Genomic DNA, 14,490 nt, shown 5'->3' with positions numbered 1-14,490 from the left:
GCAACGGAGATGTCGGCTGAACTGGCCTCATCGCTTGCAGGCAAACTCCTACAGGTTTTGTGGTGTGCCTGGATCCTGCGGACATCGGGGATCCCTTGTGGGAGCCAGCCTGCTGGCGATGGCGGTGGCTCAGCCAGCAGAGATGTCGGCAGTGCCGGCCTCATCGCTTGCAGGCAAGCTCCTTCAGGTTTTGGCGGTGTACATGAATCCTGCGGACACCTGCGATACCTGTGGGAGCTGGCTTGCCAGCGATAGCGGTGGCTCAGCCAGCAGAGATGTCGGCAGTGCCGGCCTCATCGCTTGCAGGCAAGCTCCTACAGGTTTTGTGGTGTACCCGCGAAGAGGACCTCGCTGATCAGCGGCGATCCAACCACACGGTCTGCGCGTTGCAGAACTCGCGCACGCCGAAGTGCGACAGCTCACGGCCGAACCCGCTTTTCTTCACGCCGCCGAAGGTCACGCGGGGGTCGCTGGCGGAGTAGCCGTTGATGAACACGCCGCCGGTCTCCAGCTCACTGGTCAGTTGCTGGGCCAGCGGGACGTTGGCGGTGTAGATCGTCGCGGTCAGGCCGAACTCGCTGTCGTTGGCCAGGGCCACGGCGTGGGCGCAGTCGCGGGCGGTGATGATCGACGCCACCGGGCCGAACAGTTCCTGCCTGAACGAGGTCATGCGGTCGGTGACGTTGGCCAGCACGGTCGGCTCGTAGTAGTTGCCGGCCCCTGGGGCCTTGCCGCCGCCGAGCAGCAGGGTGGCGCCTTCTTCGAGGGTGGCGCGCACTTGCCCGTCGAGCTCGTCGCGCAGGTCGAAGCGGGCCATCGGACCGATGTAGGTGTCGGCCGCCAGCGGATCGCCCATCACCAGTTGGCGGGTGGCCTCGACGAACCGGCGGGTGAATTCCTCCACCACGCCTTCTTCGACGATCAGGCGTTTGGCGGCGGCGCACACTTGCCCGGAGTTCTGGTAGCGGCCGATCACGGCGGCCTGCACGGCTTCGTCGAGGTCGGCGTCGTTGAGCACGATGAACGGATCGGACCCGCCGAGTTCCAGCACGCATTTCTTCAGCGCGGCACCGGCCTGGGCACCGATGGCCATGCCGGCGCGCACGCTGCCGGTGAGGGTGACGGCAGCGATGCGCGGGTCGGCGATGGCTTTGGAGACGCCTTCAGGGGTGACGTTGATGACTTCGAACACACCGTCGGCGAAACCGGCGCGGGTGAACGCATCACGCAGCAAGTAGGCGCTGCCCATCACGTTCGGCGCATGCTTGAGCACGTAGGTGTTGCCGGCGATCAGCGCCGGCACCGCGCCGCGCAGCACTTGCCAGATCGGGAAGTTCCACGGCATCACCGCCAGGATCGGGCCCAGCGGACGGTATTCGATACGCGCCTTGCCGCCTTCGACCAGGGTCGGCTCGGCGTCGAGCATGGCCGGGCCGTGTTCGGCGTACCACTCGCAGAGCTTGGCGCATTTCTCGATTTCGCCGCGGGCCTGAGCGATCGGCTTGCCCATTTCCTGGGTGATCATGGTGGCCATGGCTTCGGCGTTGTCGCGCAGGGCGCAGGCCAGGGCGGTCAGGGCGCGGGAACGGTCCTGCAGCGGCTTGCGCTTCCACTTGCCGAAACCGAAGGCGGCGCGGGTCAGGGCGGCGTCGAGGGCGGCATCGGATTCGAACGCGTAGTGGCCGATCTGCTCGCCCGTGGCGGGGTTGACGGAAATGGCGTGGGTCAGGCTGGAAATCGGGCTCATGGCATCGTCCTGCGAGGTCAGTGATGGGCCCAAGAGTAGGGTGGCATTCGTTTTCTGGAAACTGAATAATAAAGATCGTTTCTTTCACGATTGGAGAATGATCATGGATCTGGTGCAGCTGGAAATCTTCAAGGCCGTGGCCGAGCACGGCAGCATCAGCGCTGCGGCGGCGCAGATCCATCGGGTGCCGTCGAACCTGACAACCCGGATCAAACAGCTCGAAGAGGATCTGGGCGTCGAACTGTTCATCCGCGAGAAAAGCCGTCTGCGCCTGTCGCCGGCGGGCTGGAGTTTCCTGGAGTACGCCCGGCGCATCCTCGACCTGGTGCAGGAAGCCCGGGCCACCGTGGCGGGTGAGGAGCCCCGAGGTGCGTTCCCGCTGGGGTCGCTGGAGAGCACGGCGGCGGTGCGCATTCCCGGGTTGCTGGCGGCCTACAACCAGCAGTACGCCAAGGTCGATCTGGACCTGTCCACCGGGCCTTCAGGGACAATGATCGATGGCGTGCTGGCCGGCCGGTTGGCGGCGGCATTCGTCGACGGCCCGGTGCTGCACCCGGCCCTGGAAGGCGTACCGGCCTTCGAAGAAGAGATGGTCGTGATCGCGCCGTTGCACCACGGGCCGATCCGGCGGGCGGCGGACGTCAACGGCGAGAGCATCTACGCCTTCCGCGCCAACTGCTCGTACCGCCACCACTTCGAGAAATGGTTCAGCACCGACGCCGCGGTGCCCGGCAAGATCTTCGAGATGGAGTCCTACCACGGCATGCTCGCCTGCGTCAGCGCCGGGGCCGGCCTGGCCTTGATGCCGTTGAGCATGCTGCAGAGCATGCCCGGTTCCGCGACGGTCAGCGTATGGCCGTTGGCCGCGGATTTCCGTTACCTGACCACCTGGCTGGTGTGGCGGCGGGGGACGGTGTCGCGCAGCCTGGCGATGTTCGTGAAGCTTCTGCAAGCGCAGGGCGGCGACGTCCCGCCGGGCGGGGCAGGCTAGAACAGAGGGCCGCCGGTCCACACCGGCGCGTTCTGGAACTTTTGTTGGCCAGCCACAGCGTTGTTGTACTGCTCGACCAGGTCGTAGGCGCCCAGGTCGATCATCTCGACCGAACTGCCGTCGATCACCGATTTGGTCATGGGCTGGATGACCAGGCCCTTCACCTCCGGCGGGCCCGGATTGATCATCGCATCGAGGATCTTGTTCACCATGGACTTCTTGGCGAATACGTCGGTGGTCGACGTGCTGGCCAGTTTGCCGTTCGTGCCCAGCAGGCCGATCAGGCAGTGGAACACCCACGCGGTGGACATCTGCCAGCCGTAGCTGGCTTCACCCAGTTCGGCATCCACGCTGCCCTTGCATTCGACGATGATGTATTGCTCGATGACCCCGCTGACCAGGTTGCGCTTGACCCAGATCTGGTCGATCCCGTTGGTCCGCCCTGACGACGACTTGCCCAGCTTCATCTGGTAGTCCTCGCCCAGAACCGTGATCAGCAGTTTGGCGGCGGCGTATTCGCCCCGGGTTTCGCTGGCGAAATGCTGGGCGTTGGAGTTTTCGAGGTTCTGCAGGTGATTTTTGATCCTGTCTCCGGATCTTTGGTCATGCCTGGCGAATTTGTCTGACGCCCAGCCGTATTTTCCCAGCCAGTCGTAGACCTTGGCCTGTGCGGCAGGGTCGGAACCCAGCAGGTTCCAGTAGTTCAGCGCCGTTTGGTCGGGTTGGGCCTGGCACAACGCGAGCCTGCGCTCGACGACTTGCTGGGCGGCGTAGGTGGTGATGGCGTGGGTCGTTCCGAACGCGCTGGCGGCGTCCGGAATGAGTATGCTGCCGCCGGTGAACTGCCTGTCGCGCGCGACCGCTTCCTTGATCTTCACGGCGTCCAGCGTGTCGAGCAGCACCAGTTGGTCGGCCCGGTCAGGATTGCCGATGTCGGTCGTCAGGCCATGCCGGTTCTTGAACTGATTGAGGATGTACAGCCATTGCTTGCCGGAGATGTCGACCGATGAAGTGCCGATGCTACCCAGTGGCGTGAAGGGATAGACGCCGCCCGTGAGGGTCAGCGGCGGTGCGTTGTACTGGGGCTGGGGCGAGAAGTAGAGCGTGGTTTTTTTTCCGTCGCGCCGTTCCTTGGGCGCCAATTCCATGATCTTGGCGTTCAGCGCATCTGTCGGGTCGGTGTAGCTCGTCAAAGTGACCATCGCCGCATTCCCTTCCGGTGAGAGCGGATTTGACTCTAGCCAAGGCTGTCTTCAACGTCCAGGCGGCCCGGTGCCTTTCCATTTGGATGCTCGCAATATAAAAATGTATATAGCGCATGGTGTGTGCGTTCCGGCAAAGGGAGTCAGCGATGGATATGGCATTGAGCGGCAAAGAAGCGGTAGGCGAACGGTTTGCGCTGGAGTCGATGGGGCAGGCGCAGCGCTTGACCTGGGAGGCGGTCGACCGGATCGCGCAGATCATCAGGCCCGGCATGCCGGAGTCCGAGGCGCTGGCGCAAGGCAAGCGGATCCTGGCGGACCTGGGCATGGAGCGGATCTGGCACCCGCTGCTGATCCGCTTCGGCGTCAACACCCTCAAGACCTTCAAGCAGCGCTCCGACGGCGACCCGGTGCTGGGCGAGAACGACATCTTCTTCATCGACATGGGCGTGGTCTGGCAGGGCCACGAAGGTGATGCCGGGGCAACGTTCACCACCGGCTCCGATCCGCAGATGATCGCCTGCGCCGCGGCCGCCAAGGAGTTGTTCGACCGGGTCGAGGCCTACTGGCGCGAAGGCGTCGCCGGCACTGAGCTGTACCGGTACGCCGCCGATCAGGCACAGGCCATGGGCTGGACACTGAACCTGGACATCAAGGGGCATCGGGTCAGCGATTTTCCCCACGCGATCCATCGGGGCGGCGATCTGGGCCATTTCGATGGGGCACCAAGCCCCGGCGTGTGGATCCTGGAAATCCAGATCGCCCACCCCGAGCTGCCTTACGGAGCGTTCTATGAGGATCTGCTGATCTGATCCCTCTCCCTTCAGGACGCTTGTTTCCGGCGTTCGGCCTGACCGGATGCGAAAAAGCCCGATCCGACTCTGCGTCGGACCGGGCTTTTTCATGGCTGGGAATTAAAGGCCGCCGGCCAGCTTCGCCCCCGACAGCCGCCGACGGTACGCGCTGTCCCGCGTCGCCAGCCAGAAGTACAGCGGCGACGTCACCAGTAGCCCCACCAGCCACGACAGATCCGCGCCGTCGATGTGCACCGACACCGGGCCCACGTACAGCGGCGTGTTCATGAACGGGATCTGCACCGCGATGCCGATGGCGTAGGCCAGCAGCGCCTGGGGGTTGTAGCGGCCGTAGCGGCCGCCGTCGACCCGGAAGATCGAGCCGATGTCGTACTGGCCCTTGTGGATGGCGTAGAAGTCGATCAGGTTGATCGCCGTCCACGGCACCAGTACCACCAGCAGCACCAGCACCATGTCGACGAAGTGGCCGATGAAGTCCGCCGAGGCGCCGACGGCGGTGAAGCAGCAGGCCGACAGGACGATGACCGAAATCACCGCACGGCTGCGGGCGGTGGGGATCCAGCGCCAGGCGAAGGTCTGCACCAGGGTGATGATCGACAGCACCGCGCCGTACAGGTTGAGCGCGTTGTGGCTGATCACGCTGAGCAGGAACAGCACCAGCATCAGCGGGCCGATGGCGCCGGTGGCGAGTTTCACCGCGTCCATGGTGTCCATGCCGGCCGGCGTCGCCAGCACCGCGACGGCGCCGAACACGAACGACAGGCTGGAGCCCAGCGCCGACCCCAGGTAGGTGGTCCAGAACGTGGCGGCCACCGGCACGTCGGCCGGCAGGTAGCGCGAGTAGTCCGACACATAGGGCGCGAATGCGATCTGCCACAGCGCCGCCAGCGACACCGTGGCCAGCCAGCCGGACAGGTTGAAGCCGCCGCGGGTGAGGAAGTCGTCGGTCTGGATGTGGGTCAGGATATAGCCGAAGCCGACCATGATGCCGATCCCCAGCACCCAGGTGCCGATGCGGTTGAGCACATGGATGAAGCGGTAGCCGATGATGCCGATGACGCCCGAGCCGAGGGCGCCGATCACGATGCCGACCGGCACCGGCACGCTGTCGGCCACGCCGTGCAGGGACTTGCCGGCCAGGACGATGTTGGAGGCGAAGAAGCCGATGTACATCACGCCGGCGATCACCACCACCAGTAAGGCGCCGAGGGAGCCGAACTGGGCGCGGCTCTGGATCATCTGCGGAATGCCCATCTGCGGGCCCTGGGCCGAGTGCAGCGCCATCAGCACGCCGCCCACCAGGTGGCCGACCAGGATGGCGACGATGCCCCACACCAGGTTCAGGTGGAACAGCTGCACGCCGAGGGCGCCGGTGACGATGGGCAGCGGCGCGATGTTGCCGCCGAACCAGAGAGTGAACAGGTCGCGCACCTTTCCGTGGCGGTCCTGCGGCGGCACGTAGCCGATGGTGTGCTTTTCGATGAGCGGTGCGGCGGTTGTTGCTGAGGTGGCCATGACGAACTCCAAGGCAAGGACGAGTACGTGGACGTACTTCGGTGAGCGACGGCGCGGCCGGCGCATTTCTTGTCGGGTCGATCATGTGCAATGGCGCGGGGGAGATAAATTAGTAGATTTGTTGCTTCAGACCTTAAAAAAACTGGCCCCGCAGATCGGTTCACGAGGCTCTGGGCCGGGGCTTTCAGGCGCACAAGCGACAACGCAGCCGGCCCCGGGCGGAGGCGGCTGTCGCTTGTGCGTCACGCGGTTCAGCCGCGCAGGGAGGCCAGCATCCGTTGCAGCATCGCGTCGCAGGCGTCGAGCTGCGCGAGGCTGACGAACTCGTCCGGCTTGTGCCCCTGATCCATGCTGCCGGGGCCGCACACCACGGTGGGGATCCCGACCGCGTCGAACAGGCCGCCCTCGGTGCCGAACGCCACCGTGCCGAAGTCCCCAGAGCCGCAGAACGCGGCGATCAGTTGCGCGGCCTGGCTCTGCGCGTCGGTGGCCAGGCCCGGATAGGCCGACAGCTCGCTGAAGCGGATGTCGCTCTGCGCGCTGACCGCCCGCATGCGGGGCAGCACCTGCCGTTCGGCGTAGGCCTTGAGCTGCGAGGCGACCTCGGCCGGATCCTGCGAGGGCAGGGCGCGGATCTCGAAATCGAAGCGGCAGTCGGCGGGGACGATGTTCAGTGCCTTGCCGCCGCTGATCACCCCGGTCTGCACCGTGGAGAAGGGCGGGTCGAAACGCGGGTCGTTGTGCTCAGGCGCCTTGAGCCCCTGGCCGATGCGCCCCAGTTCGCCGATCAGCTCGGCCGCGCACTCGATGGCGTTCACCCCCTGCGGCGCGTAGGCCGAATGGCAGGCGTGGCCGTGGACATCGCAGCGCATCGCCAGTTTGCCCTTGTGGCCGAGCACCGGTTTGAGCTCGGTGGGTTCGCCGATGATGCACAGCAGCGGTTTGACCGGGCGTCGCTCCAGCACCTTGAGCAGCGAGCGCACGCCGAGGCAGCCGACCTCTTCGTCGTAGGACAGGGCGATGTGCACCGGTTTGCTCAGCGGCGCCTCGACCAGCGACGGCACCAGCGCCAGCACGCAGGCGATGTAGCCTTTCATGTCAGCGGTACCGCGCCCGTAGAGCTTGCCGTCGCGCCGGGTCAGCTCGAACGGCGGCACCGTCCAGGGCTGGCCGTCGGCGGGCACCACGTCGGTGTGCCCCGACAGTACGATCCCCGGTCGGTCACAAGGCCCGACCGTGGCGAACAGGTTGGCCTTGCTGCGCTCGTCGTTGTAGACCAGCTCGCAGGGCACGTCGAAGCGCGCCAGGTAATCGCGCACGAAGCCGATCAGTTGCAGGTTGGATTCGCGGCTGGTGGTGTCGAACCCCACCAGCGTCGCCAGCAACTCGGCGCTGGCGCTCATCGGTCGTCTCCGGCCACGCCGTAGCCCGGCGCCTTCGCAGGATCCAGGGCGCGGTCGATGTAGTCCTGCAGCTGCGGGCGATAGGCCTCCCACAGGTTCTGCAACTGGCCGATGGGGTCTTCGTCGGCCCAGTCCACTCGCAGGTTGACGATGGGCCAGGTCAGTTCGCCGACCACAACGACCGCCGCCGAATGCACCGGACCCGCTTCGCCGCCCAGGGCCTGGCCGGCCTGCAGCGCGCCGATCAGCCGGTCGGCCAACTGGCCTTCGCCGTCCTCGAACGCCCGCACCATGGCTTCGATCACCGAGGGGCCGGCGAGCATGTTGCCGGCGGCCACGCATTGCTCGCCCGCCACGGCGTTGTGGGTGCCCAGGGTCTGCCCGCCGCTGAAGTGGGCGGTCTGTCCGAGGTGGTTGATCGCGGTGATCTGGCGGTACTGGCTGTAGCCGTTGCGGGTCAGCGCCTTGTCCAGCGCGGCGTCCGGCATCAGCCCCTGTTCCATCAGCGCGAGGACTTCAGGGCCCAGGGACGGCAGGGTGATGTTCTGGGTCGATACCGCGCCCACGCCCGGCAGCAGCCAGGGGCAGCGGGCGCCGACGGCGATGCTCGACGAGCTGATGGCGATGCCGAACTGGCCGGTCTCCGGGCAGCGGGCGGCGATGGAAAATGTCATGTCTCTAACTCCTGTTCGACTTGAGAGCGGGGGGGGCAGGCAAACCCGCTCCCGCAGGGTTCAGCGGTGGCGGTCTGTCGTCTTACTCGGGGATCACCGCCACCACGTCGATCTCCATCAGCCACTGCGGCTGCCCCAGCGCCGACACCACCAGCCCGGTGGAGATCGGGAACACGCCCTTGAGCCACTTGCCGACTTCCTGGTACACCGGCTCGCGGTAGCGCGGGTCGATCAGGTAGGTGGTGGTCTTGACGATGTGGCTCAGGTCGCTGCCGGCCTCTTCGAGCAGTTGCTTGACGTTGCGCATCGCCTGCTCGGCCTGGGCGCGCGGGTCGCCGAGGCCGATCAGGTTGCCGTCGAAGTCGGTGCCGACCTGGCCGCGCACGTACACGGTGTTGCCGGCGCGCACGGCCTGGCACAGGTCGTTGTCCAGGGTCTGGTTGGGGTAGGTGTCCTTGGTGTTGAACATGCGGATGCGGGTGTGGGTGGGCTGGGCCATGTGAAACTCCTGACGAAAAGGGGCCCGGCGCGACGGGCGCCGGGATGCGAAGGCAAGGTCAAGCGTCGACGGTGTCGGTGTTCTTGCGGGGGGCCGCCGCGCGCTGGTCGGCGTCGCGGTAGGCCAGGTACTTGCGCTGGGTGGCGATGTGGTCGGCCACGTGCTTGGCGTCGTGCCACACGCCCCAGATGAACGAAGAGCCGCGCCGGGACTGCCACGGCAGGCCGAGGAAATACACGCCCGGTTCGCTGGACACCCCGCGCTGGTGCTGCGGCTTGCCCTTGTCGTCGAACGCGCCGACCTTCAGCCACGAGTAGTCCACGGCGAACCCGGTGGCCCAGATGATCGAGGTGACGCCGGCGGCGGCCAGGTCCAGGTTCGCCAGCGGGTGCTTCACGCACTCGGGATCCGGATAGGTTTCCCGGGCCTCGGGCTCCGGCGGCAAATCCAGGCCGTTGCGTTCGATGTAGGCGTCGGCGGCGTCGAGCAGCGCCAGGTAGTTCTCGTCGCCGCGCTTGAGGTTGTCCGCCAGATCCTGCCTGAACGTCACCACGCCGTCCTTGAACGACTCGGTCACGCCCACCAGGGTCATGCCACGGTGGGCCAGGCCCCGGAAGTCGATGGTGCGCCCGCCGTGGGCGCCGCTTACGGCAATCGTCACGTGCTCGCGGCCCGGTTTCATGGCGGCCTGATCCCATTCGCCGAGCACGCCCAGCCACCAGCAGAAATCACGGTTGCGGTAGGCCCGGGGCGGGCGGTCGTGGGCGCCGACCGACAGGAACACCTGCCGGCCCGAACGCTGCAGCTCATCGGCGATCTGCACCCCCGAGGAACCTGCGCCGACCACCAGCACCGCGCCGTCCGGCAGTTGCTGCGGGTTGCGGTAGTCGGCCGAGTGGATCTGCTGCAGGCGTGGGTCCTGCGGGGCGATCGGCGGGATCACCGGGCGCTGGAACGGGCCGGTGGCGGCCACCACGCGGGCGGCCTCGATCACGCCCTCGGAGGTCTCGACGGTGAAGCCCGGACGCCCGACATTGCGCACCACGCTCTTGACCTCGACGCCGGTGCGGATCGGCGCGTTGAATTTTTTCGCATAGGCCTCGAAGTAATCCGCCACGCGATCCTTGTGGGCGAAACCGTCAGGATCCACATCGTCGAATTCCATCCCCGGAAAGCGGTCGTGCCAGGCCGGGCCGTTGGCCACCAGCGAGTCCCAGCGCCCGGTGCGCCAGCGTTCGGCGATGCGGCTGCGCTCCAGCACCAGGTGCGGGATGCCGAGCTTGCCCAGGTGTTCGCTCATGGCCACACCCGCTTGACCGGCACCGACGACAAGCGTGTCTGTTTTTATTGTTTCAGTGGTCATCTCTCATCCCTTTTCACGAGGCAATTGGATTCAGGCGGCGTGCGGCCTGCTCTCTGTGCTTGGGATCAGACTAGGGTCGGGGTGCCCATCGGTAAAATATTATTAAGCTGGGATCTGAGCATAAATTGCTGATGCAGCCGCTCGCCCGCCACGGCCCGAAACGCCGAAAGTGTTCGGTGATCGACCGTTCGACGGGCCGCCGATTGTCGCTGCCGCCACGCCGGCGTACTGTGGACGGCATCCGTGAAAACCTGACAAGAACGAGTGCCCTCCATGGACAGCCGCCTGCTGAGCGAGCGCAGCAGCGTGTTTCACCACGCTGACCCGTATGCCGTGTCCGACTACGTCAACCGGCACGTCGGTCAGCACCTCATCGGCCTCGCCAAGACCGCCCATCCCCAGGCCAGCCTCAACCACCGCAAGTTCGCCGACCTGGACCTGTGCCGCATCAGCTACGGCGGCAGCGTACGGGTCACCTCCCTGGCGCTGGAAACGGTCTACCACCTGCAAGTGCTGCTGCAGGGCAACTGCCTGTGGCGCGGGCACAAGCGCGAGCAGCATCTGGTGCCGGGCGAGCTGCTGCTGATCAACCCGGACGATCCGGTCGATCTCACGTATTCCGACGACTGCGAGAAATTCATCCTCAAGGTGCCGGTCAGCGTGCTGGAGTCGGTGTGCGACGAGCAGCGCTGGCTGCGTCCGTCCGGCGGCATCCGCTTCCGGCGCAACCATTACCGACTCGACGACCTGGAAGGCTTCACGCCGTTGCTCGGCATGATCTGCCAGGAAGCCGAAGCCAGCGATCCGCTGCTGCGGGTGCAGGAGCACTATGTGCAGATCATCGGCAGCAAGCTGCTGTCGCTGCTCGACACCAATGTCAGCCGCGAATCCTTGAGCGCGCCGTCGGCCAGCCTGGAGCGGATCCTGGAGTTCATCGAACGCAACCTCAAGCAGGACCTGAGCGCCGAAAGCCTGGCCGCGCAGGCGTGCATGAGCCCGCGTTCGCTGTACGCGCTGTTCGAACGCCAGTTGGGCGTCACGCCGATGCAGCACATCCGCCAGCGCAAACTGGCGCGCATCCACGCCTGCCTCACCGACCCGAGTTGCCCGGTGCGCAACCTCACCGAACTGGCGCTCGACTACGGTTTCCTGCACCTGGGCCGCTTCTCCGACAGCTACCGCCAGCAGTTCGGCGAGCTGCCGTCCCACACCTTCAAGCGCCGCCACTGAGTCCCCGCACCCTCTGAAACACCTGCCGCGCCGTCCTGCGCAAAACGGATAGCGATGTGCAGGAATCGGCTATTGCGCCCGCCGTCGCCTCCCTAACCTGACCTGGCCTGAACAATAACAATGGAGGCCCTGGCCATGTCCCTGGGAATCGACTACCTCACTGCCTTGCTCGAAGAAGACAAGGAGCAGGGTGCCTACCGCTGCAAGCGGGAGATGTTCACCGATCCGCGGCTGTTCGAGCTGGAAATGGCGCACATCTTCGAAGGCAACTGGATCTACCTGGCCCACGAAAGCCAGATCCCCCGCCACAACGATTACCTGACGCTCACCATGGGCCGTCAGCCGGTCTTCATCGCGCGCAACAAGGACGGCGTGCTCAACGCCTTCCTCAATGCCTGCAGCCACCGCGGCGCCATGCTCTGCCGGCACAAGTCCGGCAACCGCTCCAGCTACACCTGCCCGTTCCACGGCTGGACGTTCAACAACAGCGGCAAGCTGCTCAAGGTCAAGGATCCCGCCGAGGCGGGCTACCCCGAAGGCTTCAACTGCGAAGGCTCCCACGACCTGACCCGGGTGGCGCGCTTCGAGTCCTACCGCGGCTTCCTGTTCGGCAGCCTCAACCCCGACGTGAAGCCCCTCGCCGAACACCTGGGCGAGTCGGCGCGGATCATCGACATGATCGTCGACCAGTCCCCCGAGGGCCTGGAAGTGCTGCGCGGCTCCAGCTCCTACATCTACGAAGGCAACTGGAAACTCACCGCCGAAAACGGCGCCGACGGCTACCACGTCAGCTCCGTGCACTGGAACTACGCCGCCACCCAGAACCAGCGCCAGCAGCGCGAGGCCGGCGAAGAGATCAAGACCATGAGCGCCGGCAGCTGGGCGAAGAAGGGCGGTGGCTTCTACTCCTTCGACCACGGCCACCTGCTGCTCTGGACCCGCTGGGCCAACCCCGAGGACCGTCCGGCCTATGAGCGCCGCGACGAACTGGCCCGGGACTTCGGCCAGGCCCGCGCCGACTGGATGATCGAGAATTCGCGCAACCTGTGCCTGTACCCCAACGTGTACCTGATGGATCAGTTCAGTTCGCAGATCCGCATCGCCCGGCCGATCGCCGTGGACAAGACCGAGATCACCATCTATTGCATCGCCCCCAAAGGCGAGAGCGCCGAGGCCCGGGCCAAGCGCATCCGCCAGTACGAGGACTTCTTCAACGTCAGCGGCATGGCCACGCCGGACGACCTGGAAGAGTTCCGTTCCTGCCAGACCGGCTACGGCGCCGGGCGCGGCTGGAACGACATGTCCCGCGGGGCGGCCCATTGGGTCGACGGCGCGGATGCCGCCGCCGAAGAGATCGGCCTCAAGCCGCTGCTGTCCGGGGTGCGCACCGAGGACGAAGGCCTGTTCGTGCTGCAGCACAAGTATTGGCAGGAAACGATGCTCAAGGCCGTGTCCGCCGAACCGCAGCTGATCCCTGTGGAGGCCGTGCCATGAACAGCCTCTACGACACCGTGCGCGATTTCCTCTACCGCGAGGTCCGTTATCTGGACGACGCCGAGTGGGACCGTTGGCTTGAGCTCTACGCCGCCGACGCCAGCTTCTGGATGCCGGCCTGGGACGACAACGACACGCTCACCCAAGACCCGCAGAGCGAGATCTCGCTGATCTGGTACGGCAACCGCGGCGGCCTCGAAGACCGGGTGTTCCGGATCAAGACCGAGCGCTCCAGCGCCACCGTTCCCGACACCCGCACCTCCCACAACCTGAGCAACATCGAGATCGTCGAGCAGGGCGAAGGCCAGTGCCGGGTGCGCTTCAACTGGCACACCCTGAGCTTTCGCTACCAGGTCACCGACAGCTATTTCGGCACCAGTTTCTACACCCTCGACCTGCGCGGCGAGCAGCCGCTGATCAAGGCCAAGAAGGTCGTGCTGAAAAACGATTACGTCCGTCAGGTCATCGACATCTACCACATCTGACCGAGACGGCGCGGGCCTTGGCCGTTGGCCGGACCGGCGCCGTGAGCGAGGTGCAACATGGGTTTTCGCATCGCATTGAATTTCGAGGACGGGGTGACCCGCTTCATCGAGGCCGACGGCCAGGAAACCGTCGCCGACGCGGCGTACCGCCAGGGCATCAACATCCCGCTGGACTGCCGCGACGGCGCTTGCGGCACCTGCAAGTGCTTCGCCGAATCCGGGCGTTACGCCCTGGGCGACAACTTCATCGAGGACGCGCTGAGCGAGGATGAACTCGCCCAGGGCTACGTGCTCACCTGCCAGATGCGCGCCGAAAGCGATTGCGTGGTGCGGGTGCCGGTCGGCTCCCAGGTCTGCAAGACCGGGCAGGCCAGCTTTGAGGCGGCGATCAGCGATGTGCGCCAGCTCTCCGAGAGCACCATCGCCTTGTCGGTCAAGGGCGAGTCCCTGAGCCGGCTGGCGTTCCTGCCGGGCCAGTACGTCAACCTGCAAGTGCCGGGCAGCGACCAGAGCCGGGCCTATTCCTTCAGCTCGTTGCCGAAGGACGGTGAAGTCAGCTTCCTGATCCGCAATGTGCCCGGCGGTCTGATGAGCCGCTTTCTCACCGGGCTGGCCAAGGCCGGCGACAGCATGACCCTGGCAGGCCCGCTGGGCAGTTTTTACCTGCGCGAGATCAAGCGGCCGCTGCTGCTGTTGGCCGGCGGCACGGGGCTGGCGCCGTTCACGGCGATGCTGGAGCGGATCGCCGAGGAGGGCAGCGCCTACCCGGTGCACCTGATCTACGGCGTCACCCATGACTTCGACCTGGTCGAGCTCGACCGCCTCGACGCCTTCGCCGCGCGCATTCCCGGCTTCAGCTACGGCGCCTGCGTGGCCAGCCCCGAGAGCCGGCACCCACTCAAGGGCTACGTCACCCAGCACATCCAACCGCGCCACCTCAACGATGGCGACGTCGACGTGTACCTGTGCGGCCCGCCGCCGATGGTCGAGGCGGTCAGCCAACACATCCGCGAGCAGGGCATCACCCCGGCCAATTTCTACTACGAGAAGTTCGCCGCCGCGGCGGCCTGAG

General features: G+C 65.9%; 13 protein-coding genes. 6 read left to right on the top strand and 7 right to left on the bottom strand.

All coding sequences use genetic code 11. The features are described from left to right. Positions 1 to 355: 355 nt before the first annotated feature. Positions 356 to 1,747, bottom strand: coding sequence for an aldehyde dehydrogenase family protein (locus tag CAG29_RS08820; protein ID WP_085656743.1), 1,392 nt, complete (start codon positions 1,745 to 1,747; stop codon positions 356 to 358). A gap of 103 nt (positions 1,748 to 1,850) precedes the next feature. Between CAG29_RS08820 and CAG29_RS08815 the strand changes: the two genes are divergently transcribed. Then, positions 1,851 to 2,738, top strand: coding sequence for a LysR family transcriptional regulator (locus tag CAG29_RS08815; protein WP_085633356.1), 888 nt, complete (start codon positions 1,851 to 1,853; stop codon positions 2,736 to 2,738). Here the strand turns inward: CAG29_RS08815 and CAG29_RS08810 are convergent. Continuing rightward, positions 2,735 to 3,940: a hypothetical protein gene (locus CAG29_RS08810; protein WP_085586471.1), complete on the bottom strand. Its 1,206-nt coding sequence runs from the start codon at positions 3,938 to 3,940 to the stop codon at positions 2,735 to 2,737. The two genes, CAG29_RS08815 and CAG29_RS08810, sit on opposite strands and share 4 nt — an antisense overlap. 149 nt (positions 3,941 to 4,089) lie before the next feature. Here CAG29_RS08810 and CAG29_RS08805 point away from each other — a divergent pair, with 149 nt between their 5' ends. Beyond that, a complete protein-coding gene (locus CAG29_RS08805) occupies positions 4,090 to 4,752 on the top strand; it encodes a M24 family metallopeptidase (RefSeq protein ID WP_085633284.1) in 663 nt (220 codons plus the stop codon). A 102-nt stretch (positions 4,753 to 4,854) separates the two neighbouring features. Here the strand turns inward: CAG29_RS08805 and CAG29_RS08800 are convergent, their stop codons facing one another. From CAG29_RS08800 to CAG29_RS08780, 5 genes are all read right to left on the bottom strand, one after another. After that, positions 4,855 to 6,270, bottom strand: a complete 1,416-nt coding sequence (locus tag CAG29_RS08800) for a cytosine permease (protein ID WP_085586476.1) — start codon at positions 6,268 to 6,270, stop codon at positions 4,855 to 4,857. A gap of 251 nt (positions 6,271 to 6,521) precedes the next feature. Further along, positions 6,522 to 7,673: an acetylornithine deacetylase gene (gene argE, locus CAG29_RS08795; RefSeq protein WP_085694256.1), complete on the bottom strand. Its 1,152-nt coding sequence runs from the start codon at positions 7,671 to 7,673 to the stop codon at positions 6,522 to 6,524. After that, positions 7,670 to 8,347, bottom strand: a complete 678-nt coding sequence (locus tag CAG29_RS08790) for a DUF1028 domain-containing protein (protein ID WP_085694254.1) — start codon at positions 8,345 to 8,347, stop codon at positions 7,670 to 7,672. The genes argE and CAG29_RS08790 overlap by 4 nt, the downstream gene beginning before the upstream one ends. 82 nt (positions 8,348 to 8,429) lie before the next feature. Beyond that, positions 8,430 to 8,846, bottom strand: coding sequence for a RidA family protein (locus CAG29_RS08785; protein WP_085586482.1), 417 nt, complete (start codon positions 8,844 to 8,846; stop codon positions 8,430 to 8,432). A 58-nt stretch (positions 8,847 to 8,904) separates the two neighbouring features. Then, positions 8,905 to 10,209 (bottom strand): NAD(P)/FAD-dependent oxidoreductase, encoded by a 1,305-nt coding sequence (locus CAG29_RS08780; RefSeq protein WP_085586484.1) that lies wholly within the window; start codon positions 10,207 to 10,209, stop codon positions 8,905 to 8,907. Positions 10,210 to 10,482: 273 nt separating this feature from the next. Here CAG29_RS08780 and CAG29_RS08775 point away from each other — a divergent pair, with 273 nt between their 5' ends. The 4 genes from CAG29_RS08775 (at position 10,483) to benC (ending at position 14,489) form a co-directional block, all read left to right on the top strand. After that, positions 10,483 to 11,439 carry an AraC family transcriptional regulator gene (locus tag CAG29_RS08775; RefSeq protein ID WP_085586486.1) on the top strand — a complete coding sequence of 319 codons (957 nt, stop codon included), beginning with the start codon at positions 10,483 to 10,485 and terminating at the stop codon, positions 11,437 to 11,439. A 135-nt stretch (positions 11,440 to 11,574) separates the two neighbouring features. Then, the gene (benA, locus tag CAG29_RS08770; protein WP_085586510.1) at positions 11,575 to 12,933 is read left to right on the top strand and encodes a benzoate 1,2-dioxygenase large subunit; all 1,359 of its coding nucleotides are present in this window, start codon (positions 11,575 to 11,577) and stop codon (positions 12,931 to 12,933) included. Next, positions 12,930 to 13,418 carry a benzoate 1,2-dioxygenase small subunit gene (benB, locus tag CAG29_RS08765; protein WP_085586488.1) on the top strand — a complete coding sequence of 163 codons (489 nt, stop codon included), beginning with the start codon at positions 12,930 to 12,932 and terminating at the stop codon, positions 13,416 to 13,418. Before benA ends, benB begins: the two co-directional genes overlap by 4 nt. 57 nt (positions 13,419 to 13,475) lie before the next feature. Next, positions 13,476 to 14,489 carry a benzoate 1,2-dioxygenase electron transfer component BenC gene (benC, locus tag CAG29_RS08760; RefSeq protein WP_085586490.1) on the top strand — a complete coding sequence of 338 codons (1,014 nt, stop codon included), beginning with the start codon at positions 13,476 to 13,478 and terminating at the stop codon, positions 14,487 to 14,489. Position 14,490 lies beyond the last annotated feature (1 nt).

It is taken from the genome of Pseudomonas sp. B7(2017) (assembly GCF_002112745.1).
Lineage (GTDB): Bacteria > Pseudomonadota > Gammaproteobacteria > Pseudomonadales > Pseudomonadaceae > Aquipseudomonas > Aquipseudomonas ekonensis.
Note: the sequence above shows the minus strand (reverse complement) of the source record. Positions and strands in the feature narration are given on the sequence as shown.